At 72.7% G+C, this 24120-nt stretch carries 22 protein-coding genes; 13 read left to right on the plus strand and 9 right to left on the minus strand.

Translation table 11 applies throughout. From position 1 onward, the window contains the following. The first annotated feature begins 2 nt into the window (after positions 1-2). Positions 3-1220: a YihY/virulence factor BrkB family protein gene (locus ABL310_RS22560; RefSeq protein WP_349369241.1), complete on the plus strand. Its 1218-nt coding sequence runs from the start codon at positions 3-5 to the stop codon at positions 1218-1220. 6 nt (positions 1221-1226) lie between these two features. On the opposite strand, the gene ABL310_RS22565 is transcribed toward ABL310_RS22560, so the two are convergent. The 3 genes from ABL310_RS22565 to ABL310_RS22575 all read right to left on the minus strand — a co-directional run bounded on the left by ABL310_RS22565 (position 1227) and on the right by ABL310_RS22575 (position 4166). Beyond that, the gene (locus ABL310_RS22565) at positions 1227-2297 is read right to left on the minus strand and encodes a dipeptidase (RefSeq protein WP_349369242.1); all 1071 of its coding nucleotides are present in this window, start codon (positions 2295-2297) and stop codon (positions 1227-1229) included. Between the two features lie 84 nt (positions 2298-2381). Continuing rightward, positions 2382-3428, minus strand: coding sequence for an aldo/keto reductase (locus ABL310_RS22570; protein WP_349369243.1), 1047 nt, complete (start codon positions 3426-3428; stop codon positions 2382-2384). Positions 3429-3467: 39 nt separating this feature from the next. After that, positions 3468-4166: an arylesterase gene (locus tag ABL310_RS22575; protein WP_349369244.1), complete on the minus strand. Its 699-nt coding sequence runs from the start codon at positions 4164-4166 to the stop codon at positions 3468-3470. An 88-nt stretch (positions 4167-4254) separates the two neighbouring features. On the opposite strand from ABL310_RS22575, the gene ABL310_RS22580 reads away from it, so the two are divergent. Next, complete coding sequence (locus ABL310_RS22580) at positions 4255-4947, plus strand: ABC transporter ATP-binding protein (protein ID WP_349369245.1); 693 nt, start codon at positions 4255-4257, stop codon at positions 4945-4947. Between the two features lie 11 nt (positions 4948-4958). Next, entirely contained in the window at positions 4959-7535 is a 2577-nt protein-coding gene (locus ABL310_RS22585; RefSeq protein WP_349372107.1) for an ABC transporter permease, read from the plus strand. 203 nt (positions 7536-7738) lie between these two features. Here ABL310_RS22585 and ABL310_RS22590 read toward each other — a convergent pair whose 3' ends face one another. Both ABL310_RS22590 and thrC read right to left on the minus strand, forming a co-directional pair. Then, positions 7739-9013: a pitrilysin family protein gene (locus ABL310_RS22590; RefSeq protein ID WP_349369246.1), complete on the minus strand. Its 1275-nt coding sequence runs from the start codon at positions 9011-9013 to the stop codon at positions 7739-7741. Then, positions 9010-10422 (minus strand): threonine synthase, encoded by a 1413-nt coding sequence (gene thrC, locus ABL310_RS22595; RefSeq protein WP_349369247.1) that lies wholly within the window; start codon positions 10420-10422, stop codon positions 9010-9012. The genes ABL310_RS22590 and thrC overlap by 4 nt, the downstream gene beginning before the upstream one ends. 203 nt (positions 10423-10625) lie before the next feature. On the opposite strand from thrC, the gene ABL310_RS22600 reads away from it, so the two are divergent. From ABL310_RS22600 to ABL310_RS22610, 3 genes are read left to right on the plus strand one after another with little or no spacing between them, the layout of a single operon-like run. Then, a complete protein-coding gene (locus tag ABL310_RS22600; protein ID WP_349369248.1) occupies positions 10626-11180 on the plus strand; it encodes a cytochrome c in 555 nt (184 codons plus the stop codon). A 3-nt stretch (positions 11181-11183) separates the two neighbouring features. Continuing rightward, on the plus strand, positions 11184-11633 hold the full coding sequence (locus ABL310_RS22605; RefSeq protein ID WP_349369249.1) for a DUF305 domain-containing protein: 450 nt from the start codon (positions 11184-11186) through the stop codon (positions 11631-11633). Beyond that, positions 11633-12127 (plus strand): hypothetical protein, encoded by a 495-nt coding sequence (locus ABL310_RS22610; RefSeq protein WP_349369250.1) that lies wholly within the window; start codon positions 11633-11635, stop codon positions 12125-12127. The genes ABL310_RS22605 and ABL310_RS22610 overlap by 1 nt, the downstream gene beginning before the upstream one ends. Before the next feature lie 3 nt (positions 12128-12130). On the opposite strand, the gene ABL310_RS22615 is transcribed toward ABL310_RS22610, so the two are convergent. From ABL310_RS22615 to msrP, 3 genes are all read right to left on the minus strand, one after another. Beyond that, a complete protein-coding gene (locus ABL310_RS22615) occupies positions 12131-13450 on the minus strand; it encodes a mechanosensitive ion channel domain-containing protein (protein WP_349369251.1) in 1320 nt (439 codons plus the stop codon). 12 nt (positions 13451-13462) lie between these two features. Continuing rightward, positions 13463-13978, minus strand: a complete 516-nt coding sequence (locus tag ABL310_RS22620; protein WP_349369252.1) for a DUF533 domain-containing protein — start codon at positions 13976-13978, stop codon at positions 13463-13465. An 82-nt stretch (positions 13979-14060) separates the two neighbouring features. Then, entirely contained in the window at positions 14061-15029 is a 969-nt protein-coding gene (gene msrP, locus ABL310_RS22625; RefSeq protein ID WP_349369253.1) for a protein-methionine-sulfoxide reductase catalytic subunit MsrP, read from the minus strand. 197 nt (positions 15030-15226) lie between these two features. On the opposite strand from msrP, the gene ABL310_RS22630 reads away from it, so the two are divergent. After that, positions 15227-15997 (plus strand): aldolase/citrate lyase family protein, encoded by a 771-nt coding sequence (locus tag ABL310_RS22630; protein ID WP_349369254.1) that lies wholly within the window; start codon positions 15227-15229, stop codon positions 15995-15997. Positions 15998-16123: 126 nt separating this feature from the next. Here ABL310_RS22630 and ABL310_RS22635 read toward each other — a convergent pair whose 3' ends face one another. Next, a complete protein-coding gene (locus tag ABL310_RS22635) occupies positions 16124-16855 on the minus strand; it encodes a Bax inhibitor-1/YccA family protein (protein ID WP_349369255.1) in 732 nt (243 codons plus the stop codon). Positions 16856-17468: 613 nt separating this feature from the next. Between ABL310_RS22635 and mraZ the strand changes: the two genes are divergently transcribed. Genes mraZ through ABL310_RS22665 form a run of 6 tightly spaced genes read left to right on the plus strand, consistent with a single transcriptional unit; the run spans position 17469 to position 24118 of the window. After that, a complete protein-coding gene (gene mraZ / locus ABL310_RS22640) occupies positions 17469-17978 on the plus strand; it encodes a division/cell wall cluster transcriptional repressor MraZ (RefSeq protein ID WP_349369256.1) in 510 nt (169 codons plus the stop codon). After that, complete coding sequence (rsmH, locus tag ABL310_RS22645; protein ID WP_374730415.1) at positions 17978-19024, plus strand: 16S rRNA (cytosine(1402)-N(4))-methyltransferase RsmH; 1047 nt, start codon at positions 17978-17980, stop codon at positions 19022-19024. The genes mraZ and rsmH overlap by 1 nt, the downstream gene beginning before the upstream one ends. Continuing rightward, positions 19021-19440, plus strand: a complete 420-nt coding sequence (locus ABL310_RS22650; protein WP_349369258.1) for a hypothetical protein — start codon at positions 19021-19023, stop codon at positions 19438-19440. The genes rsmH and ABL310_RS22650 overlap by 4 nt, the downstream gene beginning before the upstream one ends. A 6-nt stretch (positions 19441-19446) precedes the next feature. Next, complete coding sequence (locus tag ABL310_RS22655; protein ID WP_349369259.1) at positions 19447-21213, plus strand: penicillin-binding protein 2; 1767 nt, start codon at positions 19447-19449, stop codon at positions 21211-21213. Further along, positions 21210-22664 carry a UDP-N-acetylmuramoyl-L-alanyl-D-glutamate--2,6-diaminopimelate ligase gene (locus ABL310_RS22660; protein WP_349369260.1) on the plus strand — a complete coding sequence of 485 codons (1455 nt, stop codon included), beginning with the start codon at positions 21210-21212 and terminating at the stop codon, positions 22662-22664. The genes ABL310_RS22655 and ABL310_RS22660 overlap by 4 nt, the downstream gene beginning before the upstream one ends. Continuing rightward, positions 22661-24118 carry a UDP-N-acetylmuramoylalanyl-D-glutamyl-2,6-diaminopimelate--D-alanyl-D-alanine ligase gene (locus ABL310_RS22665; RefSeq protein WP_349369261.1) on the plus strand — a complete coding sequence of 486 codons (1458 nt, stop codon included), beginning with the start codon at positions 22661-22663 and terminating at the stop codon, positions 24116-24118. Before ABL310_RS22660 ends, ABL310_RS22665 begins: the two co-directional genes overlap by 4 nt. Positions 24119-24120 lie beyond the last annotated feature (2 nt).

Consider the following 24120-nt stretch of genomic DNA (forward strand, 5'->3'; position numbering starts at 1 on the left):
CGATGGACGCCACCCCGACCGACCGCGCCGCGCGAGAGGCGCGGACGCCGCGCATTCCGCCGATCGGCGTCGCCGCCGCCCTCGCCTTCATCGTCGGCGCGGCGCTGCTGCGCCGGGACGACCGGGACGGCCTGCGTGAGCCGGCGCTGCGGGAAGCCGCCCGCGGGCTGCGGCGCGCCGATCCGCCGCCGCGCCGGGGGGCGCCCGCCGGCCGGGACGAGGACCGGCATTCGCGCATGCGCCCGTCCAAGGCGCCGGATCGGCCTGCCGACCGGGATCCCGCCCGCGGCCGTGCGGCCGAGACGCCCGGCGAGATCCCGAAGGCGGGCTGGGTCGACGTCGGCAAGCGCACCGCGGGCGAGTTCTCCCGAGACCGTCTGATGGCGGTCGCCGCCGGCGTGACCTTCTACGCGCTCCTCGCGCTTTTCCCGGCGATCGCCGCCTTGATCTCGCTCTACGGCCTGTTCTTCGAGCCCGACCAGGTCGGCGATCAGCTCCAGGCGCTCGAGGGCGTCCTCCCCGGCGGGGCGATGGAGGTGATCCAGGGTCAGGTCGAGCGCGTCGCGGGCCAAGGCGGCGGATCGCTCACCTTCGGCTTCGTCGGCGGCCTCCTCGTGACCTTGTGGAGCGCCAATGCCGGCATGAAGGCGATCTTCGACGCGCTCAACGTCGTCTACGACGAGGAGGAGAAGCGCTCCTTCCTGAAGCTGAACGCGATCACCCTGCTCTTCACCATCGGCGCTCTCGTGATCATCGGCGCGCTGATCGCCTCGGTGACGATCATGCCGGCGCTGTTCGCGGCGATCCCCTTCGGCGAGACGGTCGAGACGCTCGCGCGCTGGCTGCGCTGGCCGATCGCGCTCGTGCTGATCGCGGGGCTGCTCGCGCTGCTCTACCGCTACGGCCCGAGCCGGCGACGGCCGCAATGGCGCTGGGTCTTGTGGGGCGCGACGATCGGGGCGGTGGCCTGGGTCGTCTTCTCGATGCTGTTCACCTGGTACGTCGCCAATTTCGGCTCGTACAACGCGACCTACGGCTCGCTCGGCGCCGTCGTCGGCTTCATGGTCTGGATCTGGCTCTCGACCACGATCGTGCTGCTCGCGGCCGAGCTCGACGCCGAGGCCGAGCGCCAGACGGCGCGGGACAGCACCGTGGCGCCGGACGCGCCGCTCGGGCGCCGCGGCGCCGCGGCGGCGGACACGGTCGCGCCCTCCCCGTGAGCGGGGTCAGCCGCCCCAGGTCGCGCGCAGCACCCTGAGCCAGTTCCGCCAGCAGATCTTCTCCAGCGCCTCGCCGTCGTAGCCTCGGGACGCCAGCGCGGCGACGAGGCTCTGCAGGCCGCCGGCGTCGCCGATGGCGTCGGGCACGGTCGCGCCGTCGAAATCCGAGCCGAAGCCGACGCCGTCGATCCCGATCTTCTCGACCAGGTGGTCGATGTGGTCGACCAGCATCGAGAGCGGCGTCGCCGGGTCGCGCCGCCCGTCGGGGCGGATGAAGCTCGTGGCGAAGTTCAGACCCACCATGCCGCCGCTCTCGGCGATGGCGCCGAGCTGCTCGTCGGTGAGGTTGCGCGCGTGCGGGCAGACGGCGTGGGCGTTCGAATGCGTGGCGACCAGCGGCGCGTCCGAGATGCGGGCCACGTCCCAGAAACCGCGCTCGTTGAGATGCGACAGGTCGACCATGATCTTGAGCCGGTTGCAGGCCTTGATCAGGGCGCGGCCCCGCTCGGTGAGGCCCTCGCCGATGTCCGGCCCCGACGGATAGCGGAAAGGCACGCCGTTGCCGAAGATCGTCGGACGGCTCCAGACCGGGCCCAGCGAGCGCAGGCCCGCCGCGTGGAAGACCTCGAGCGTGCGCAGGTCCGGGTCGATCGCCTCCGCGCCCTCCATGTGCGCCACCGCCGCGATCGCGCCGCGCGCCATGGCCGCCTCGATGTCCGCCGCCGAGCGACAGATCGTCACCGCGCCGCGGGAGGCGCGCTCGAGCCGCAGCAGGATCGCCATCATCGCGAGCGAGACGTCGCGGGCATAGCCCGTCTCGAGCATCGGCGGCAGCGGGACGTCGTAGCGCGGGCGCGCCATCATCGCGTCGATCTCGGCGCCGCCGGCCTTCGGGTCGGGGACGTAGATCGCGAAGAACCCGCCGGCGAACCCGCCCGCGCGCGCCCGCGGCAGGTCGAGATGGCAGAGCGGCTCGCCCGCGAGGAAACGTTCCTCCGGCCGCGGATGGCTCGAGCGGAGCAGCCGCAGCAGGGCGTCGTTGTGGCCGTCGAAGACGGGAATGGGTCGGGCAGGCATCAGGGCGCTTCGTGGTTCGGGCGCGGGGAGGATGAGGGCTGGCCGCACCGCGGGCAACCGCGACGCGGCCCGTCGATGCCCGTTCTATGGGCAGGGGTTGGTATGTCGCAGGTGGATGGCGTCGATCTCCGCCTCGAGCTCGGGGGAGACCGGCACGTCGGCCGCGTCGATGGCGGTCTTCAGCTGCGCCATCGAGGTCGCGCCGATGATGGTGGACGTGGTGAAGGACCGCGAGGTGGCGAAGGCGATCGCCAACTGCGCCGGGTCGAGCCCCCATTCGCGGGCGAGCTGCACATAGGCGGTGATCGCCGGCGCGGCGCCCGGGGTCTCGTAGCGCTGCATGCGGTCGAACAGCGTCCGCCGCGCGCCCGGCGGCCGGGCGCCGTTCTCGTACTTGCCGGTGAGATAGCCCTGCGCCAGCGCCGAGTAGGCGAGGAGCCCGACGTCCTCGCGCAGCGCGATCTCGGCGAGGCCGCCCTCGAAGGTGCGGTTGACGAGGCTGTAGGCGTTCTGGATCGCGGCGACCCGCGGCAGGCCCTTCGCCTCCGCGTGCTTCAGGTAGGTCATCACCCCCCACGGGCTCTCGTTGGAGAGGCCGATGTGACGGATCTTGCCGGCCGCCACGAGGTCGCCCAGGATCGCGAGCGTCTCCTCGATCGGATGCTCGGGGCCGCTCGTCGGCTTGAAGATCACCGGCACCGAGCCGAACTGCGAGACCGCCCGGTCCGGCCAGTGGATCTGGTAGAGGTCGATGTAGTCCGTCCGCAGGCGGCGCAGGCTCTTCTCGACGGCCTCCACGATCTGCGCGCGCGAGAGCTCCGCCGGGGAGCCGTCGTCGCGGAACCAGGTGTTCTGCGAGCGGCCGACCACCTTGGTGGCGAGGATCACCTTGTCGCGATTGCCGCGCGCCGCGAGCCAGGAGCCGATGATGCGCTCGGTCGAGCCCTGGGTCTCGGCCCGCGGCGGGATGGCGTAGAGCTCCGCCGTGTCGAGGAAATTGATCCCGCGCTCCAGCGCGTAGTCCATCTGGGCGTGGCCCTCTTCCTCCGTGTTCTGCTCGCCCCAGGTCATGGTCCCGAGGCAGATCGCGCTGACGCGCAGGCCCGTGCGCCCGAGCGGACGGTATTCCATGGTGGTGACCCCCTGTCTTCGGTTCGGCTTTAGCGGTGATCAGCCCTCCGCCCGGATCCGCTCGATGAAGCGGACGACGGCGGGGAGCATGTTCTCCACCATCACCTCGACGCCCGCCTCGTTCGGATGGATGCCGTCGGGCAGCATCAGCTCGGGATTGGTGAGCGCGCCTTCGAGGAAGAAGGGGTAGAGCACGAGGTCGTGCTCCTCGGCAAGGCGGGGATAGATCGCGTCGAAGGCCTCGACGTAGTCCGGCCCCATGTTGCGCGCCGCCATCATGCCGGCGAGGAGGACGGGGATGTCGCGCGCCTGCAGACGCTCGATGATGGCGTCGAGCGCATTGTAGGTCAGCTCCGGGTCGAGCCCGCGCAGCATGTCGTTGGCGCCGAGCTCGAGGATGACGCCGTCGGTCCCGTCCGGCACCGACCAGTCGAGCCGCGCGAGGCCGCCGGACGCCGTGTCGCCGGAGACGCCGGCGTTGACGATGGTGACGTTCTCGTAGCCTTCCTGCTCCAGCCGGCGGTCGAGGACGTTGGGGAACGCCGCCGAGGAAGGCAGGTTGTAGCCCGCCATCAGGCTGTCGCCGAGCGCCACGATCGAGAGCGGCTCGGGCTCGCCTTGGGCGTCCTGCGCGGCGGCGGGCAGGGCGCCGGGGACGAGCGCGGGCAGCGCGAGCGCGCACGCGACGAGGAGACGCGCTGCGGCGCGGGCGATGTGGGCGTGGCCGATGTGGCGCATTCTGCGGAGTACCCCATATCTCAGGCGTGGATGGGCCGGCCGGCCCGAATCGCCGCGGCGTGACAACGCACAAGATCGGACCGTTTCCATGACCGACAAGACCATCGTCCTCGAAAACGTCGACCTCAGCCTCGGGCGGGGCGCCGCGCGCGTGCACATCCTCAAGAGCGTGTCGCTCGACGTCGGGCGTGGCGAGGCGGTGGGCCTCGTCGGTCCCTCGGGCTCGGGCAAGTCGACGCTGCTGATGACGATGGCGGGGCTCGAGCGCCCCGATTCGGGGCGGGTCGTGATCGAGGGCGAGGACCTCACCAAAATGGACGAGGACGGCCTCGCCCGCTTCCGCGGCCGGCGCATCGGCATCGTCTTCCAGTCCTTCCACCTCGTCCCCACCATGACGGCGCTCGAGAACGTCGCGCTGCCCCTCGAGCTCGCCGGCAAGGGCGACGCCTTCGACCGCGCCTCGGCGGAATTGCGGGCCGTGGGCCTCGGCGAGCGTCTCTCGCACTACCCGGCCCAGCTCTCCGGCGGCGAGCAGCAGCGCGTCGCCATCGCCCGCGCGCTCGCCCCCGATCCGGCGATCCTCGTCGCCGACGAGCCCACCGGCAATCTCGACGAGACCACCGGCGGCTCGATCGTCGACCTGCTCTTCGCGCTCAAGCGCGAGCGCGGGGCGACCCTCGTCCTCGTCACCCACGACACCAGCCTCGCCGAGGCCTGCGACCGGACGATCCGCCTGCGCTCCGGCCGGATCGAGGCCGACGCCGACGCGGCCGCTGCGTGAGGGACGCGACCATGCACGGCGTCGTCTCCGGGCGCGAGCCCTCCCGCCCCTCCCGCATGCCGCTCGTCCTGCGCCTCGCCCTGCGCGAATTGCGCTCGGGCCTGCGCGGCTTCGGCATCTTCCTCGCCTGCATCGCGCTCGGCGTCGCGGCGATCGCCGGCGTGTCCTCCGTTTCGCGCGCGCTCACCGAGGGCCTCGCCCGCGAGGGCCGCACCCTGCTCGGCGGCGATCTCAGCTACCGCCTGATCCACCGCGAGGCGACGCCGGCCGAGATCGCCAGCCTCGACGAATGGGGCGACGTCTCCGTCGTCGCCACCATGCGCGGCATGGCCAACGCCGAGAGCGGCGCGGCGCTCGTCGAGATCAAGGCGGTCGACGCCGGCTATCCGGTGGCGGGCGATCTCGTCACCGATCCGCCGATGGCGCCCGACGCCATCTTCGCCGTGCGGGACGGCGTCCACGGCGCGGCGGTGGACCCCGTCCTGCTCGGCCGGCTCGACCTCGAGATCGGCGATACGGTGCGGGTCGGCACGGAGGAGATCGCGCTGCGCACGATCCTGCGCTCCGAGCCCGACAAGATCCAGGCGGGCTTCGATTTCGGCCCCCGCCTCCTGGTCTCGCACGAGGCGCTGGAGGCCATGGGGCTCGTCCAGCCCGGCAGCCTCGTGCGCTACACCTACCGCGTCGATCTCGACGGCCCGGCCAACGACGACGCGCTGCTCCTGCGCGCCGAGAACGCGATCCAGGCGGCGCAGCCGGAAGCCGGCTGGGAGGCGCGCTCGCGGCTCAACGCCAATCCCGAGCTCGAGCGCAACATCGAGCGCTTCGCCCAGTTCCTGACGCTGGTGGGCCTCACGGCCCTGATCGTCGGCGGCGTCGGCGTCGCCAACGCCGTGCGCGGCTTCGTCGACAGGAAGCGCGAGTCGATCGCCACCATCAAAAGCCTCGGCGCCCCCGGCGGGCGGGTGGTGGGCATCTATCTCACCCAGGTGATGCTGATCGCCGCCGTCGGCATTCTCATCGGCCTCGGCCTCGGCGCCGCCATGCCCTTCGGGCTCGCGGCGGCGCTGGGCTCGATCCTGCCGATCCCGATCGCGCCGACGCTCGCGCCCACCGAGCTCGGGCTCGCGGCCTCCTACGGGCTCCTCACCGCGCTCGCCTTCTCGCTCGCGCCGCTGGGGCGCGCGCACGACATCCAGGTCTCGGGCCTGTTCCGCGACCAGATCGACCCGGACCGGCGCTGGCCGCGCAAGCGCTATGTCGCGGGCGTGGCGCTGGCGGTGGGCGCGCTCCTCGCGCTCTCGGTCTTCGCCGCCTTCGACCGGCGCGTGGCGCTGATCTTCATCGGCGCGGCGGCGGCGGCCTTCGTGCTGCTGCGCCTCGTCGCCACCGGCATGATGGCGATCGCCCGGCGCCTGCCGCGCCCGCGCGCCGCCGCGCCGCGGCTCGCGCTCGCCAACGTGCACCGGCCCGGCGCGCTCACGCCCTCGCTGGTGCTCTCGCTCGGGCTCGGCATCACGCTCCTCGTCGCGCTGGCCGTGATCGACGGCAACATGCGCCGGCAGCTCACCGAGACGCTGCCGGGGGAGGCGCCGAGCTTCTTCTTCGTCGACATCCCCTCCGCCGAGGTCGAGCCCTTCGTCGGCTTCCTGCGCGAGGCGGCGCCCGAGGGCGAGATCCAGCGCGTGCCGATGCTGCGCGGGCGGCTCGTCTCGCTCGGCGGCGTGCCGGTCGAGGAGATCGAGGCCGATCCGGACGCCGCCTGGGTGCTCGACGGCGACCGCGGCATCACCTACGAGGCGGATCTGCCGGAAGGGTCCGAGGTCACGGCCGGCGCGTGGTGGGACGAGAGCCCGAGCGAGAACCTCGTCTCCTTCGACGACGAGATCGCGCAGGGGCTGGGCCTCTCGATCGGCGACGAGGTGGTGGTGAACGTGCTCGGCCGCGACATCTCCGCGACGATCGCCAACTTCCGCAAGGTCGAGTGGGAATCGCTCGGCATCAACTTTGTGATGGTGTTCTCGCCCAACACCTTCGCCGGGGCGCCGCACACCCACCTCGCGACCCTCGCGCTGCCGGGCGAGGCGGCGAGCGAGGAGACCGAGATCGCCCTCCTGCGCGAGGCGGCGCGGACCTATCCGATGGTGACCTCCGTGCGGGTGAAGGACGCGCTCGAGGCGGTCAACGCGGTGGTCGAGCAGCTGGTGCTGGCGATCCGCGGCGCCTCCTCCATCGCGGTGGTGGCGAGCGTGCTGGTGCTCGCCGGCGCGCTCGCGGCCGGGCACCGCGCCCGCCTCTACGACGCCGTGGTGCTCAAGACGCTCGGCGCCACGCGGGGCAAGCTGGTGGGGGCCTACGCGCTGGAATACGGGCTCCTCGGCCTCGCCACCGCGGTGTTCGGCCTCGCCGCCGGCGGGCTCGCCGGGTGGGTGATCGTCACCCAGATCATGAAGCTCGACTTCGTGCTCGTCTGGTCCGGCCCCCTCGTCGCCGCCGCGCTCGCCATCCTGGTGACAGTGACCTTCGGGCTCCTGGGCACCTGGCGCATCCTCTCCCAGAAGCCCGCGCCGTACCTGCGGACGTTGTGAGGCGCGCCCACGCCCAGGACGATCGCGCCGACGATGCAGGCTCTCCCCTCCCTCGCGGCTTGATCGATTCCAGCCCTCGGCGGTGTGAAGACTGGCCTTTTGCAAGGGGTCGTACGAACGCGCCGACCTTCTCCTTCCCCTACAGGGAAGGAGAGACGAGTCGTGCACGTCGAGTCCTCATCGCCCGGCCGGAAGCCGCTGCGCTAGCCCCGCAGCCGCTGCGCCACCGCCCCCAGCTTCGGCAGGCCCTTCAAGGGCCCCACCGCCGCGAGGGTCGGCGCGCCCGACAGGAGCGCCGCGCCGGCGGCGCGGGCGGCGGCCAGATCCACCGCCTCCACCCGCTCGACCAGCTCGCGCATCGGCACGATCCGGCCCCAGGCCAGCGTCTGGCGCGCCAGCCGCTCGATCCGCCCCCCCGGCGTCTCCAGCGCGGCGAGGAGGCCGACCTTCACCTGCGCCTTGGCGCGGGCGAGCTCGACCTCGCTGAGGCTCGCGGCGGTCTCGCGCAGGGTGTCGATCGCCACCTCCATGAAGGCCTTCGCGTCCTCGCGCGAGACGCCGGCGGCGAGCCCGAACAGGCCCGTGTCGGAGAACGGCCAGTGGAAGGCGTCGACCGAATAGGCGAGGCCGCGCTTCTCGCGCACCTCCTGCCAGAGCCGCGAGGAGATCGAGCCGCCGAGCGCCTGGGCGAAGAGCTGCGTCGCGTAATAGTCCCGGTCGCGGAAGGAGCGCCCGGGCAGGCCGAGCATGACGTTGACCTGCTCGTGCCGGCGCTCGAGCCGTCGCTCGCCGCCGCGATAGGCGGCCCCCGGCGCGTCGGGCCCCGCGCCCTCGGGCAGCGCGCCGAAGAACCGGTGCGCGGCGTCGACCACGGCCTCGTGCTCCACGGCGCCGGCGGCGGCGATCACCATGCGGCCCGGGCGGTAGTGCCGGTCGACGAAGGCGCGGATCGCGTCGGGCGTGAAGGCGGAGACCGTCTCCGGCCGCCCCAGGATCGGGCGCCCCAGCGGCTGGCCGGGATAGGCGGTCTCGACGAAGAGGTCGCCGACGAGATCGTCCGGCGTGTCCTCCACGGCCGCGATCTCCTGGAGGATCACCCCGCGCTCGCGCTCGAGCTCGCCCGGATCGAAGGTCGAGGCGGTGAGGATGTCGCCGAGCACGTCGAGGGCGAGGCCGATGTCCTCGCCGAGGACCCGGGCGGTGTAGCAGGTGTACTCGACGGAGGTCGCGGCGTTGATGTCCCCGCCGACGTTCTCGATGTCCTCGGCGATGGCCTGGGCCGAGCGGCGGGCGGTGCCCTTGAAGGCCATGTGCTCGAGCAGGTGCGAGAGCCCGTGCTCGTCCTCGCGCTCGTCGCGCGCCCCCGCGCCGATCCAGACGCCGAGCGCGACGGTGGCGATGTGCGGCATCGCCTCGGTGACGACGACGAGCCCGTTCTCGAGCCGCGTCTCGCGATGATCCGGCGCGGGCAGGCTCATGCGCGCGCCCCGGGTATGCGCGAGCGGGCGCGGATGAAGCGCTCGATGGCGCCCTGGTCGTTCGGCTGGACCTCGAAGCGCTCGGGGCGGTCGTAGAGGTCGGCGAGATGCGCCGGCAGCGGCGGTCGCACGCCGGACGCCGCCTCGACCGCATCGGGGAACTTCGCCGGATGGGCGGTGGCGAGCGCGACGACCGGTGTCGCGGGTTCGCGCGAGAGCGCCGCGCGCCCGGCGACGACGCCGATGGCGGTGTGCGGGTCGAGCAGATAGCCCGCCTCGCGCCAGGTGCGGCCGATCTCGGCGGCGACCGCGTCCTCCGGCACGGCCTCGGCGGAGAAGGTCCGCCGCAGGCTCGCGAGCGGCGCCTCGGCGACGGCGAAGCCCCGCGCCTGCGCGAGCTGCCCCATCAGCCCCCGGATCGCGGCCGCGTCGCGGTCGTAGAGCTCGAACAGCAGCCGCTCGAAATTCGAGGAGACCTGGATGTCCATGGAGGGCGAGGTCGTCGGCGTCACGCCGGTGACGGTGTAGGCGCCGGTCTCCAGCGTGCGCGGCAGGATGTCGTTGGCGTTCGACGCGATGACGAGCTCGGCCACGGGCAGGCCCATGCGCCGGGCGATGTCGCCGGCGAGGATGTCGCCGAAATTGCCGGTGGGCACCGAGAAGGCGATCGGCCGATGCGGCCCGCCGAGGGAGACGGCGGCGGTGAAATAGTAGGTCGCCTGCGCCGCCACCCGCGCCCAGTTGATGGAATTGACGCCCGACAGCAGCAGCTCGTCGCGAAAGCGGGCGTGGGTGAACATGCCCTTCACGATGGCCTGGCAATCGTCGAACGTTCCCTCCAGCGCGATCGCGTGGACGTTCGGCGCGGCGACCGTGGTCATCTGCCGGCGCTGCACCTCGGAGACGCGCCCCTGGGGAAAGAGGATGAAGACGTCCACCTGGTCGAGCCCGGAGAAGGCCTCCACGGCGGCCGAGCCGGTGTCGCCGGAGGTCGCGCCGACGATGGTGGCGCGCTGGCCGCGCGCCTTCAGCACGTGGTCCATCAGCCGCCCGAGCAGCTGCATCGCCACGTCCTTGAAGGCGAGCGTCGGGCCGTGGAAGAGCTCGAGCACGAACAGGTTGTCGTCGATCTGCGTGAGCGGGCAGGTCGCCGGATGGCGGAAGGTGGCGTAGGCCTCCTCGATCATCCCGTCGAGGGCGGGTCGCTCGATCTCGCCCTCGACCAGCGCCCCCATCACCTCCTTGGCGACGTCGGCGAAGGAGCGTCCGGCGAAGGCCGCGATCTGGCTCTCGACGAAGGCCGGATAGGTCTCCGGCACGTAGAGCCCGCCGTCGCGGGCGAGGCCGGTGAGCAGCGCGTCGGTGAAGCCGATGGCGGGCGCTTCGCCGCGGGTGGAGATGTGGCGCACGGGTTCGGGTCTCGCGTGGGTGCCGGATGGGGGCGGACCATAGGGGGTAAGGGGGAGGGCGACAAGGAGGGGCAGCGCGCCTCCCGCCTCGCGCGCGGCCACCGTTGTCGATCGGCGCTCCCCCGGAACCGTCTCGCCACCCTCACGGTTCGCCCTGCGAGAGGCGCCCTGCGGCAGGGGCGCGCAGGACGGGGAGGCGCGGCATGCGCGGATCCATCTGGGGCGGCGTCGTCGCGGGGGCGCTGGCGGTGCTCGTCGTGGCGGGGATCGTCGGCCTCGTCGTGGTCTATACCGGCGCCTACAACGTCGCGGCCACCGAGCAGCACGCCTCGTTCACGCGCTGGGCCTTCGACACGACCTTCCGGAACTCGGTCGAGAGCCGCGCCGCCGACGTGCCCGTCCCCGAGACGATCTCCGCTGAGGTGCTCGCGACGGGGGCGGCCGCGTACAAGGACTCGTGCCAGCACTGCCATGCCGGCCCGGGCGTCGAGCGGGCGGACTGGGCGTCCGGCATGCGCCCGCGCCCGCCGCACCTCGCCGAGGTCGCGGCCGAGTGGGAGATGCGCGAGATCTACTGGCTCGTCGAAAACGGCGTGAAGATGTCGGGCATGCCCGCCTTCGGGCCGAGCCACGATTCCGAGACGATCTGGGGCATCGCCGCCTTCGTGAAGGAGCTCCCGGCCTTGACGCCGGAGGACTACGCGCAGGCCGGGGCGGCCGAGACGACCGGCTCCACCGGGCGCGACGAGGAGGAGTAACGGATGTCCTATTGGCGTTTCGCCGCGATGATCGCCACCTCGACGGTGGTGATGTACATCCTGATGTACCTGAACACCTACGCCTGGGAGCAGGTGTTCTGGTCGGAGACCCGGTTCTGGATGGCGCTGCTGATGGGCGCCACCATGGCGGTCGTCATGCTCTCCTACATGATGAGCATGTACAAGAGCCGGGCGGTCAATCTCGGCATCTATGCCGGCGCGATCGCGGTCTTCGCGCTCTCGCTCTGGCTCGTGCGCAGCCAGGCCACCGTCGACGACGTCGACTACATGCGCGCGATGATCCCGCACCATTCGATCGCGATCCTCACCTCCGAGCGGGCGCAGATCTCCGATCCGCGGGTCGCGAAGCTCGCGCACGAGATCATCGCCGCGCAGGAGAAGGAGATCGCCGAGATGCGCTATCTGATCGACGATCTCGAGGAGCGAGACTGATGCGGCTTTCTCTCCTCCTCCCTCTCCTCGCCGCCGCCGCGCTCGCCGCCTGCGGCGAGGCCGACCGGCCCGACGACGTGGTCGATCCCGCCCGCGGCGAAGGCGTCCCGCGCATCGTCCCGGCCGAGGAGGCGCTGGCCTCCGTCCATGTCCCCACTCTCGACCCCGCGAGCATGACCCGCGCCGAGATCGACAAGGCGCTGGGTTCGCCGACCTTGTGCGTGTTCCGCTACACCAGCACGGGCCGCCCGGTCCTCGCCACCGCCTTCGAGGCCGCGGGCGCGCCGGTGCGCGGGGTGGTCAAGCTCGGCGGCGACCTCGTCCTGCTCGACGCGGCTTCGGGCGAGAGCGGGGCCCGGGTCCGGCTCGAGGCCGGCGACATCCGCATCGTGGTCTCGCCGCTGGAGGGCGAGGACCGCCGGGCGGAGATGACCTTCGCCGTGGGGGAGGAACTGCATGCGGGGTATGGCGGGTTTCACGACTGTTGGGAGTGAGCCTCACAACTCCCGCGGCGCGCGGGGGTCGAGCAGGCCGGCGCCGCCGCGGGCGCGGTCGGCGTCGGCCTGGGCCTCGATGACGCCCGATCGGGCGACGTCGCCTGCGGTGGGCTGGGGGCGGTCCGTGCGCGGTCGGGGCGGCGGCGCGGCGGCCTCCTCCCGCTCCAGGATCACCCGGGAGATCGGCTCGGGCATCGCCACGCCCTCGGCGTCCAGCGCCTCCTTCACGGCGCGGATCGCCTCCGAGCGCACCTTCATGAAGTCGTGCGCCGACTGGTCGACCCAGGCGGCGAGCTCCACCGGCGCGGCGAAGTCGCCGAGCGCCACGACGAAGGCCTGCGGCGGCGGCGTCGCCTCGACGCCGGGCGTCGCGCGCAGCGCCGCGAGGCCGATCGCCTGCGCGCGGGCGAGGTCCTCGGCGAGGCCGATGCCGGCCCGGAAGGCGAAGCGCCGCAGCGGGTTCGCCGTGTAGTTCACGATCACGCCCTTGTAGACGTCGGCGTTGGGAATGCGCACGTGGTTGCCCTCGACCGTGAGCAGCACGGTGGCGCGGGCGGTGAGGCGCACGACGTTGCCCTCGTGATCGCCGATGCGCACGAAGTCGTCGGGCGCGAAGGGCTGGCGCAGGGACAGGAACAGCGAGGCGAGGCTGTTCTCGGCGAGGTCGCGGAATGCGAGGCCGAGGACGAGGCCGAACACGCCGGCCGCGCCGAGCAGCCCCGCCGCGAGCGCGGTGGCGCCGACGATCTCGAGGGCGAGCGCCACGCCGACGAAAACGAGCGCCGCGCGGGTCGCCTGGCGACCGAGCCGGCGCGCGAAGGCGTTGCGGGCGCGGCGGTAGGGCCAGTCGCGCGCCGACAGCGCCCGGCCGGCGAGCCAGAACAGCACGATCGTCGCCGCCGCGACGAGGAGGAGCGGCAGCAGAGCCAGCAGGTCGAAGGCGCGGCCCGTCAGCCGCGCGCGCGCGGCGCGGAAGGCGGCGCCGAGATCGCGGGCGAGGCGCACGTCGTTCTCGACGAGGGCGACGTTCTCGACCTGCGCGGCGAGCGCCTCGGCGAGGTCCCGCGCGGCGGCGGTGGGCGCCTCGCCGTCCAGCCGCACGACGCCGGCCGAGACCGCGACGCGCACCTCCTCCAGCGCCTCGACGCCGGCGAAGGTGGCGCGCAGGCGCCGCGCGATGGCGGCGTCGTCGCCGGCGTCGATCTCGGAGGGCAGGCTGCGGGCGGGCGCCTCGACCGCGGGCGCTTCGGCCGCCTGCGCGGCGGCGGGGGCGGCGCAGGCGAGGGCGAGGGCGAGAAGGGCGAGGCGGAGGCGGCGCAAGGGACGCTCGGCTCAGATGCCCCCGGCGCGCGCCTCGACCCGGGAGACCTGCTCGGCCGTGAGGTCCATGCGCTCGGCGAGGAGGCGCAGGAACTCGCGCTCCTGCATCGTGTCGGGCTCGATCACGAGGCGGGCGGCGGCGTAGGCGCGCTCGGCCTTCTCGGGCGTGTCGACGGCGTCGGCGATCTCCTCGATGTCGCGGGGCCAGGAGATCTCGTCGTCGAGGAAGGCCCGGTCGGTGGGGTCGAGGCCGGCGTCGCGCATGGCGCCCTGAAGGCGGTCGCGCTCGGCGTCGTCGACGACGCCGTCGGCGGCGGAGGAGGCGATCATCACCCGCACGAGGAAGAGCGCCTCGTCGGCGTCGACCCGGGCGAGATCGAGGAGCGGCGCCTCCTCGCGTCCGCGCACCCGCTCGCCGGCGCGCGCCGCGGCCTTCTCGGCGCCCTCCCGGGCGCGGCCGGCCGCGCGGCGCGTGGCGCGCCCGAGCGCGTCTGTCAGGTTCGAGAGCATGCGGCGCGCGTCGACCATCGGCGTTCTCCCTTGTCCGTCCTGAGGGAACGAACGCGGCCGCGGAGAAGACCGTTCCGGGCGAGGACGCGCGCCGAAGCGCTCACATGAAGAGCTTCTCGCCCTCCTTGCCCTCGTAGAGCGAGGCCACCCACTCGCCGTAGCCGTTGTAGATCACCGTCGGGCGCTCCTCGTCGGTGCCGAGCATGCGCTCCTCGGCCTGGCTCCAGCGCGGATGGGGCACGTCCGGGTTCACGTTGGCCCAGAAGCCGTATTCCTGCGGCGCGAGCTCCTCCCAGAACGAGACCGGCCGCTCGTCCGTGAAGGTGATGCGCACGATCGACTTGATCGACTTGAAGCCGTATTTCCACGGCAGCGCCAGCCGGATCGGCGCGCCGAACTGCTCGTCGAGCGGCTTGCCGTAGATCCCCGTGACCATGAAGGCGAGCTCGTTCGTCGCCTCCTCCATGGTGACGCCCTCGACATAGGGCCAGGGATACCAGCTCTGGCGCTGCCCGGAGGCGACGTCCGGGTTCATGAAGGTCTCGAAGCGCAGGAAGCGCGCGGACGAGAGCGGGCGCGCCATGGCCACGAGATCGGCCAGCGGGAAGCCCGTCCACGGCACGGCCATCGCCCAGGCCTCGACGCAGCGCAGCCGGTAGAGCCGCTCCTCGAGCGCCATGGAGCGAATCAGCGGATCGATGTCGAGGGTGCGCTCCTCCTCGACCATGCCGTCGATCACCACCGACCACGGCCGGGTCTCCAGCCGCTGCGCGGCGGCGGCGACGCGCTTCGAGGAGCCGAACTCGTAGAAATTGTTGTAGTTCGAGGCGACGGATTCCTCGGTGACCGGGCGGTCGAGCGTGAAGCGCGGGTCCTGCGGGGCGGGATAGAGGTCGGCGGTGGGGTCGGCCTCGGAGCCGGACCCTTGGGCCGCGGCGAGGCGCGGCAGGGCGCCGACGCCGATCAGGCCGGCGGCGCCCTTCATCAGGGCGCGCCGGTTCAGGAACACGGCCTCGGGTGTCGCCTCGCGCTCGGGCAGCTCCCAGCCGCGGGGTCGCTTGATCAACATGGGGCGCTCTCCTCGAGAGGATGGGCACGCCTTTCCTGGCGGCGCGCCGGATCGGCCGACCTTTGGCGCTCGGGCGCGTTCGGGCAAGTCACACATTCGCGAGAGCGCCCGCGGGACTGTGGCGCCCCGCGCCTTTCCCGTGCGCGGCGGCGGCTGCTACAAGGGCGCATCGAAGCTCGACCGGAAGGACAAGGACCATGTCGGCCGTCGCCGCGCTCTCCGAGCGCCTGGGCAAGGGCGCCCCGCTCGTCTCCGCCTGGTGCGGGATGCCGCATCCGCAGATCGCGGGCCTGCTCGCCCGCGAGCCCTTCGACGTGGTCGCGCTCGACATGCAGCACGGGACGGTCGAGTTCGCCGACGCGGTGCAGGCGATCCCGCTGGTGGCGGCCGCCGGCAAGCCGACCATCGTGCGGGTGCCGGTGGGGCAGTTCGCCACGGCCTCGCGCCTGCTCGATTCCGGCGCCGCCGGCATCATCGCGCCGATGATCAACTCCGCGGCGGACGCCCGCGCGCTCGTCGCCCACACCAAGTATCCGCCTCTGGGCGAGCGCTCCTGGGGGCCGACCGGCGCCATGGCGCTGACGGGGCTCGACCCCGCCGGCTACTTCCCGCGCGCCAACACGCTGCACACCGTGCTCGCCATGGTCGAGACGCGCGCGGCGCTCGACGCGATCGACGAGATCCTGGCGGTCGAGGGGCTCGACGGCGTCTTCATCGGCCCGGCCGACCTCTCGATCGCCCTCTCGAACGGGGCGGGCGTCGACCCGGCCGGCGCGGCGGTGACGGAGGCGCTCGATCACGCGCTCTCCCGGGCACGGGCGGCGGGCAAGCCGATCGGCGTCTACGCCCACGTCCCCGAGCGCGCGACGCTGTTCCGCGACCGCGGCTTCGACCTGATCGCGACCCTCTCCGACGCGGGCCTCCTGCGCGCGGGGGCGCAGGCGCTGCTCGCGGCGCTGAAGGAGTGAGGGTTCCGGATTCCTCTCGCGGCGCGGCGCGCGACGCGCACGAAAAAGCCCCGGCCACGGGGGCCGGGGCTTCTCCGGGGGAACCGGCGGGCGGGGCGGCCCGCCGGGGCGATCAACGGGTCCGGATCACTCGCGGTTGCCCATGAGGGCGAGCAGGAACTGGAACATGTTGATGAAGTTCAGGTACAGCGACAGGGCGCCCATCACGGAAACCCGGCCGGCGGTCTCGCCGTCGAAATTGCCGTAGAGGTACATCTCCTTCAGGCGCTGCGTGTCCCACGCGGTGAGGCCCGCGAAGATCAGCACGCCGAGGATCGAGATGGCGAAGGCCATCGCCGAGGACGCCAGGAAGATGTTCACCACCATGGCGATGATCAGGCCGATGAGGCCCATGATCAGGAACGAGCCCATGCCCGACAGCGAGCGCTTCGTCGTGTAGCCGTAGAGGCTCAGGCCGCCGAAGGCCGCGGCGGTGACGAAGAACACCTGGACGATCGATTCGCCGGTGAAGACGAAGAAGATCGTCGAGAGCGACAGGCCCATGATCGCCGAGAAGAGCAGGAACATGCTCCGCGCCTTGGCGGCGCTCATCGACTCGATCTTGAAGGCGAAGAAGAAGATGAAGGCCAGAGGCGCGAGCATCACGACCCAGCGCAGGGGGCTGAGATAGAGGGCGTTGAAGAGCGCCTCGCTCGAGCCGGCCGCCACGTAGGTGGCGAACGCGACGAGCCCGGTGACGCCCAGACCCAGCACCATGTTGTTGTAGACGCCGAGCATGAACGCCCGCAGCCCCTGGTCGATCTCGGCCTGCGGACGCGCCACGCCGGTGCCGTAGGCGAAGCGGTTCTGATCGTTCATTTGAACCCCATCCTCTCGAGAAATGAACCACGGCCGCGCGACGTCTCGAACGCGTCGACGCTCCGTCGCCGCGCAGAGGCGGCGTTCACTTGGGAATATGTGGGGTCGGCGGCGCGCGCGCAAGGCCTTCTCTCGCGCGCGACGTCGCAGGCGAAGACTTTTCGTGAACAGTTTCGGGCGGTTTCGCGAAGTGATCCTGTAGAGCGAACTAATTTTCCATCTCGCCGTCGTATAATTCATCGGGCAATTCTTCGCGCCGCCGCCGGGCGCCGGCGCGCCAGGCTGCGCGAGGCGCCCTGCCGACGGCGCCGCAAGCGTGGCCATTTCCTTGCGTGGCCAACGAAAACCGCCTCCCCTCGGGGCGCCGCGAAAGGCTTCGTTAACCGTGTCGGGGTCTCATGATCGGGCGCCATGCGGGGCTTGGTCCCGCGCTGCTTCCATTGACGACCATACGCACCCATGATATCCCAAATCATCCCGTCCGCGGTGCTTCGAATGCCGAACGGTCGCTGCGACAGCAGCGGCGTCCGCTCGCGCCTGCGTTGCGCCGCTGCGGCGGGGTTCGGCGGCGTAACGGCCGAGGGGCTGGCAGTCGGGAGCGTGCGGGCGGCCGATGAACCGCTTCGTGTCCAATTTCACCAACCGGTTGGATGCGAAGGGACGCGTGTCGATCCCGGCGCCCTTCCGCTCGGTTCTGACGCGCGACGGGTTCGAGGGGCTCTACGTCCATCCGACCCTCGACGCGCCGGCGCTGGACGCGGGGGGCAACGCGCTCCTCGGGGAGATCGACGCGTTCCTGTCGAGCCTGTCGCCCTATTCGGACGAGCGGGATCAGCTCTCCACGGCCCTGTTCGGGACGAGCGAGATCCTCAAGGTCGATACGGAGGGCAGAGTCATCCTGACGGAGAGCGTGAAGGCCCATGCCGGCATCGCGGACGCGGTGACCTTCGTGGGCCTGGGCCACAAGTTCCAGATCTGGGAACCCGAACGCTTTCGCGCGCACTTGGAGGAGGCGCGCGCGAAGGTGCGGGAGATGAAACGGAATATCGGAACGGCCACGCTCAAGGTTCCGGCGGGCGCGAGCCCTTCGGCAGAGGCCTCGCCAGGAGCACGGGAACGATGATGGGCCGCGGCGACGGCCTGGCCGGCGCCGCTGGCGGACTGGCCCGTCATGCGCCCGTGCTCCTGGAGGAGGTCGTGGCGGCGCTCGCCCCCGCGGCGGGCGGCGCGATTGTCGACGGCACCTTCGGCGCCGGCGGCTACACCCGCGCGCTGCTCGACGCGAACCCCGACACCCGCGTGATCGCGCTCGACCGCGACCCCGAGGCGATCGCCGGCGGGCGGGATCTCGTTGCGGCCTACGCGCCGCGGCTCGCGCTGGTCGAGGCGCGATTCGGCGATCTCGAGCGCGTGGCGCGGGAGCATGCGCCGGACGGGCTCGACGGGGTCGTGCTCGACATCGGCGTCTCGTCCATGCAGCTCGACGAGGCCGCCCGCGGCTTCTCCTTCCGCTTCGAGGGCCCCCTCGACATGCGCATGGAGAAGGCCGGGCCGAGCGCGGCCGATCTCGTCAACGAGGCGGACGAGGCGACGCTCGCGGACGTCTTCTACCATTACGGCGAGGAGCGCCGGGCCCGGGCCATCGCCCGCGGCATCGTCGAGGCGCGCCGGCGCAAGCCCTTCGAGACGACCAAGGAGCTCGCCGACCTGGTCTCGCGCTTCGTGCGCGCCGATCCGCACGGGCCGCACCCGGCGACGCGGGCCTTCCAGGGCCTGCGCATCGCGGTCAACGACGAGCTGGGCGAGCTGACCCGCGCGCTGCACGCGGCCGAGCGGGTGCTCAAGCCCGGCGGGCGGCTCGTGGTGGTGACCTTCCATTCGCTCGAGGACCGCATCGTCAAGCAGTTCCTCGCCGCCCGCTCGGGCCGCGCCGGCGGCGGCGGCTCGCGGCACCTGCCGAGCGCGGCCGCCCCGCCCCAGCCGAGCTTCCGCCTCGCGACGAAGGGCCCGGTGACGCCCTCCGAGGAGGAGCTCGCCGTCAACCCGCGGGCGCGCTCCGCCAAGCTGCGCGCCGGCGAGCGGCTCGACGCCCCGGCGCAGGCGCCCCTCGCGGCGATCGAGGCGCTCGCCGCGCTCCCGAACGAGACCCGCACGCGAGGCCGGCGATGATCAAGCTCCTGCACGTCGCCGCCATCGCGGGCCTCATCGGCTCGGCCGTGTGGGCCTACTCGATCAAGTACGAGACCATCCGCCAGACCGAGGAGCTCGCCCGGCTCGAGCGCGAGATCGAGCGCGAGCGCGAGATGATCGCGGTGCTGCGCGCGGAATGGGCCTTCCTCAACCGTCCCGACCGGGTCGAGGCGCTGACCGACGCGCACCTGCCCGATGTCGTGCCCTTCGCGGTCGAGCATCTCGCCCGCTTCGAGGACCTGCCGGACCGGCCGCCGGACGCGGACGAGATCGGCGCCAAGCTGCAGGCGCTCGGCCTCGGCGCGCCGACGGCGACGCCGGGCGCGCCCGCCATCACCGGCTCGGTTCCGGCCGCGCCCTCGACGACGCCCTCCACCCGCACGCCCGCGAGGTAGCGCCCCGTGTCGCGCGAGACCCACCACCCCGACGACGAGCCCGCGCCGCAGACCGGCCCCGACAAGCGCCGCCGCGGCTTCTTCGGCCGGCTGTTCAGCCTGCGCGCCGACAAGAGCCGGGCGCGCGTCGCCCTCGTCATGGTCTGCTTCGCCGGCCTGTTCGCGGTCGTCGCCGGCCGCCTGGTCATGCTCGGCGTCCAGCCGGACGTGGAGCGCAGCGCGCGCGGAGCGGCCTCGAGCGAGATCGGCGCGGTGCGCCCGGACATCCTCGACCGCAACGGCGAGATCCTCGCGACCGACATCACCATGGTCTCGGTCTACGCCGAGCCGCGCAACGTCATCGACCCCGACGAGGCGACGGAGCTGCTCACCGCCGTCTTCCCCGATCTCGACGCGACCCGGCTGCGCAACGAGCTCTCGACGAACCGCGGCTTCATCTGGGTCAAGCGCGAGATCACGCCGCGCCAGCAGGCGGAGGTGCACGCCCTCGGCATTCCCGGCGTCGGCTTCCTGCCGGAGAACAAGCGCGTCTATCCCAACGGCGTCGCGGCCGCGCACGTGCTCGGCTTCGCCGACATCGACAACGTCGGCATCGCCGGCATCGAGCAGTGGATCGACGCGCGGGGCCTCGTCCTGAAGGGCGAGGACATCCCGCCCGGCGAGACGCCGGAGCTCGAGCCGGTGCGGCTGTCCATCGACCTGCGCGTCCAGCACGCCCAGCGCGCGGAGCTCGCCGCGGCGATGGAGAAATTCTCCGCCATCGCCGCCGCGGGCCTCGTGCTCGACGTGCGCACCGGCGAGATCGTCAGCCTGGTCTCGCTGCCGGACTTCGACCCGAACGTCCCCACCGACGCCCTCCAGCCCGACCGGATCAACCGGATCAACGTCGGCGTCTACGAGATGGGCTCGGTGATGAAGGCGGTCACCACCGCCCAGGCGCTCGAATCGGGCCGCTTCACCATCAACTCGGTGCTGGACGCCCGCGGCTCGCTGCGCTTCGGCCGCCAGACCATCAGCGACTATCGCGGCGAGAACCGGCCGCTCACCGTGCCTGAGGTGTTCATCCACTCCTCCAACGTCGGCACGGCGCGGATGGCGCTGGCGCTGGGGCCGCAGCACCAGCAGGACTTCCTGCGCGAGCTCGGCCTCCTCGGGCGCCTGCGCACGGAGCTCGCCGAGAGCGCCGCGCCGATCCTGCCGCCGCGCTGGGGCGAGATCAACACCGCCACCATCTCCTTCGGCCACGGCATCGCCGTGCAGCCGCTCGCCGCGAGCATGGCCACGGCCGCGATGGTCAACGGCGGCTATCTGATCCCGCCGACCTTCCTCGCGCGCTCGGAGGACGAGGCGCAGGCGCTCGCCGACCAGGTGATCTCGCGGGAGACGAGCGAGGCCCTGCGCTACGTCATGCGGCTCAACGCCGAGGAGGGCTCGGCCCGCTCGGCCGCCATCGCCGGCTTCTTCGTCGGCGGCAAGACCGGCACGGCGGAGAAGGTGGTCGACGGCCGCTACGCCCGCGACAAGCGGCTCAACACCTTCTTCGCGGTCGCGCCGGCGGACGATCCGCGCTATCTGTTCCTGACCGTCCTGGACGAGCCGAAGGCGCTGCCCGAGACGCACGGCTTCGCGACGTCCGGATGGAACGCCGCCCCGACCACCGGAAAGATCATCGAGCGCGTCGCGCCCATGCTGGACATCCCGCCCCGCTTCGAGCCCCCGGTCGCGCCCTTCCCGGCCATGGCGCGCGCCGGCGCCTGGGGGATCCAGCGGTGAGCGACGCGCGGCTCGGCGATCTTCTCGACGAGACCCCGCCCGAGGCGCGGGACGTCGCGATCGCCGGCGTCGCGGTGGACAGCCGCAAGGTCGCGGCGGGCTTCCTCTTCGTCGCCGTGCCCGGCACCCGGGTCGACGGCATGTCCTTCGTTTCCGCGGCGATCGCCGCGGGCGCGGTCGCGGTCGCGGGCGAGCCGGAGCGGCCCGCCGACCTGCCGGCGCAGGTCGCCTACATCCGCGTAACGGACGCCCGCGCTGCCCTGGCGCAGGCGGCGGCGCGCATGCATCCGCGCCAGCCGGAGACGATCCTCGCCGTCACCGGCACGGCGGGGAAGAGCTCGGTCGCCGATTTCGCCCGCCAGATCGAGGCCGCGCTCGGCCGCGCCTGCGCGAGCCTCGGCACGCTCGGCATCGTCACCGCGTCGGGCGCGACGTACGGCGGGCTGACGACGCCGGATCCGGTGGCGCTGCACGAGACGCTGGAGCGCCTCGCCGCGGACGGGATCACCCATCTCGCCATGGAGGCCTCCTCCCACGGCCTCGACCAGAAGCGCCTCGACGGCGTGCGCCTCACGGCCGCCGCCTTCACCAATCTCGGCCGCGACCATCTCGACTACCATCCGACGATGGAGGCCTATTTCGAGGCGAAGATGCGCCTGTTCCGGGCGCTGCTGCCGCCGGACGCGCCCGCCGTGATCAACGCCGACGGGGACTGGTCGGACCGCGCCGAGGCGGTCGCCCGCGAGACCGGCCGGCGGGTGCTCACCACGGGCGCGAAGGGCGCGGACCTGCGCCTCGTCGCGTCCGCGCGCGCGGGCTTCGCGCAGCGGCTCACGATCGCGCATGCGGGCGGGGAGACCGAGGTCGACTTCCCGCTGATCGGCGACTTCCAGGTCGAGAACGCCCTCGTCGCGGCGGGTCTCGTCGTCGCGGCGGGCGCCGAGCCCGGGGCCGTGCTCGCCACGCTCGGAGGGCTGACGGGCGTGCCCGGGCGCCTCGATCGCGTCGGCGAGACGAACGGGGCCTTGTGCGTGGTCGACTACGCCCACAAGCCCGACGCCCTGCGCAACGTGCTGGAAACGCTGCGCCCCTTCGCCACCGGCAAGCTCGTCGTCGTCGTCGGCTGCGGCGGCGACCGCGATCCCGGCAAGCGCCCGATCATGGGCCGCGTCGCCGTGGAGGGCGCCGACGTCGTCATCGTCACCGACGACAACCCCCGCAGCGAGGACCCCGCCGCCATCCGCGCCGCCATGCTCGCGGCCGCGCCCGGCGCGCGCGAGATCGGCGACCGGGCGGAGGCGATCCGCGCCGGCGTCGCGCTGCTCGGGCCGGGCGACGTCCTCGTCGTCGCGGGCAAGGGTCATGAAACCGGCCAAATCGTGGGCGACCGGACCCTGCCGTTCTCCGACCACGAGGAGGTCCGGGCGGCGATCGAGGCGAGGAGATCATGACGAGGCAGGACGCCGCTCCGCTCTGGACGGGGGAGGCCGCGCGCGCGGCCATGGACGCGACGGCGCATGGCGCGCTTCCGGCGCGCATCGACGGCGTTTCCATCGACACCCGCACGCTGCAGCCGGGGGACCTCTTCGTCGCCATCGTCGGGGACACCAACGACGGGCACGACTACGTCGCCCAGGCCTTCGCCGAGGGCGCGGCCGCCGCGGTCGTGGCGCACGACCGTGCGGCGGCGCTCGCCGGGCACGGCCCGTTGCTGGCCGTGGAGGACACGCTCGCCGGCCTCGAGCGGCTCGGTCGCGCGGCGCGGGCGCGCACGGACGCGAAGATCGTCGCGATCACCGGCTCGGTCGGCAAGACCGGCTCGAAGGAGGCGCTCAAGGTCGTGCTGGAGCGCGCCGGGCGCACCCACGCCTCCGCCGCCTCCTACAACAACCACTGGGGCGTGCCGCTGACGCTGGCCCGGATGCCGGCGGAGACGGAATACGGCGTGTTCGAGATCGGCATGAACCATGCCGGCGAGATCGCGCCCTTGACGCGCATGGTGCGCCCGCACGTGGCGATCGTCACGACGATCGAGGCGGTGCATATCGAGAATTTCCGCGAAATCCGCGGCATCGCCGACGCCAAGGGCGAGATCTTCCTCGGGCTCGAGCCCGGCGGCGTCGCCGTGATCAACCGCGACAACCCTCATTGCGAGCGCCTCGCGCTGCTCGCCGCGGCGAGCCGGGCCGGGCGCATCGTCACGTTCGGCGAGGACGAACGCGCCGACGTGCGGGCCGAGACCATCGTGACGAAGCCGGACCTCTCCATCGTCGACGCCCGCGTCCTCGGGGCGCGCCTCGCCTATCGGATGGGGATGGCGGGGCGGCACATCGCCCTGAACAGCCTCGCCGTTCTCGCGGCCGTGAAGGCGCTCGGCGTCGATCTCGCCCTCGCGGCGCTCGCGCTCGGCGACGTCGAGCCGCCGGCGGGCCGCGGGGCGCGCTCCGAGATCGCGGTCGTCGGCGGCACGATCACCCTCGTCGACGAGAGCTACAACGCCAACCCCGCCTCCGTGCGCGCCGCGCTCGACACGCTGGGGCAGATGGAGCTGCCCTGGCGCGGCCGGCGCGTCGCGGTGCTCGGCGACATGCTGGAGCTCGGCCCGGAAGGGCCGCGGCTCCATCGCGAGCTCGCCCCCGTCGCCCTCGCCGCCGGCGTCGACCTCGTCTTCACCGTGGGCCCGCTGATGAAGGGCCTCCACGGCGCGCTGCCGCCGGAGCGGCGCGGCGGCTGGGCGGAGACGTCGGACGCGCTCGCGCCGACGGTCGCCGGCGCGCTCAGGGCCGGCGACATCGTCATGGTCAAGGGGTCGCGGGGCGTGCGCACGGAAAGGATCGTCAAGGCGATCGAGGAGCGCTATAGCGGGGCCGCCGCGGCGGCCGCCGCCGCGGGCCGCGAAGGATAAGT

Source organism: Salinarimonas sp. (genome assembly GCF_040111675.1).
Taxonomy (GTDB): domain Bacteria; phylum Pseudomonadota; class Alphaproteobacteria; order Rhizobiales; family Beijerinckiaceae; genus Salinarimonas.

Bases quoted from the DNA above. Each gene is read 5' to 3' on its own strand.
- ABL310_RS22560 (WP_349369241.1), top strand. From the start codon at position 3: ATGGACGCCACCCCGACCGACCGCGCCGCGCGAGAGGCGCGGACGCCG.
- ABL310_RS22565 (WP_349369242.1), bottom strand. From the start codon at position 2,297: ATGCCTGCCCGACCCATTCCCGTCTTCGACGGCCACAACGACGCCCTG.
- ABL310_RS22570 (WP_349369243.1), bottom strand. From the start codon at position 3,428: ATGGAATACCGTCCGCTCGGGCGCACGGGCCTGCGCGTCAGCGCGATC.
- ABL310_RS22575 (WP_349369244.1), bottom strand. From the start codon at position 4,166: ATGCGCCACATCGGCCACGCCCACATCGCCCGCGCCGCAGCGCGTCTC.
- ABL310_RS22580 (WP_349369245.1), top strand. From the start codon at position 4,255: ATGACCGACAAGACCATCGTCCTCGAAAACGTCGACCTCAGCCTCGGG.
- ABL310_RS22585 (WP_349372107.1), top strand. From the start codon at position 4,959: ATGCACGGCGTCGTCTCCGGGCGCGAGCCCTCCCGCCCCTCCCGCATG.
- ABL310_RS22590 (WP_349369246.1), bottom strand. From the start codon at position 9,013: ATGAGCCTGCCCGCGCCGGATCATCGCGAGACGCGGCTCGAGAACGGG.
- ABL310_RS22600 (WP_349369248.1), top strand. From the start codon at position 10,626: ATGCGCGGATCCATCTGGGGCGGCGTCGTCGCGGGGGCGCTGGCGGTG.
- ABL310_RS22605 (WP_349369249.1), top strand. From the start codon at position 11,184: ATGTCCTATTGGCGTTTCGCCGCGATGATCGCCACCTCGACGGTGGTG.
- ABL310_RS22610 (WP_349369250.1), top strand. From the start codon at position 11,633: ATGCGGCTTTCTCTCCTCCTCCCTCTCCTCGCCGCCGCCGCGCTCGCC.
- ABL310_RS22620 (WP_349369252.1), bottom strand. From the start codon at position 13,978: ATGGTCGACGCGCGCCGCATGCTCTCGAACCTGACAGACGCGCTCGGG.
- msrP (WP_349369253.1), bottom strand. From the start codon at position 15,029: ATGTTGATCAAGCGACCCCGCGGCTGGGAGCTGCCCGAGCGCGAGGCG.
- ABL310_RS22630 (WP_349369254.1), top strand. From the start codon at position 15,227: ATGTCGGCCGTCGCCGCGCTCTCCGAGCGCCTGGGCAAGGGCGCCCCG.
- ABL310_RS22635 (WP_349369255.1), bottom strand. From the start codon at position 16,855: ATGAACGATCAGAACCGCTTCGCCTACGGCACCGGCGTGGCGCGTCCG.
- mraZ (WP_349369256.1), top strand. From the start codon at position 17,469: ATGAACCGCTTCGTGTCCAATTTCACCAACCGGTTGGATGCGAAGGGA.
- rsmH (WP_374730415.1), top strand. From the start codon at position 17,978: ATGGGCCGCGGCGACGGCCTGGCCGGCGCCGCTGGCGGACTGGCCCGT.
- ABL310_RS22650 (WP_349369258.1), top strand. From the start codon at position 19,021: ATGATCAAGCTCCTGCACGTCGCCGCCATCGCGGGCCTCATCGGCTCG.
- ABL310_RS22665 (WP_349369261.1), top strand. From the start codon at position 22,661: ATGACGAGGCAGGACGCCGCTCCGCTCTGGACGGGGGAGGCCGCGCGC.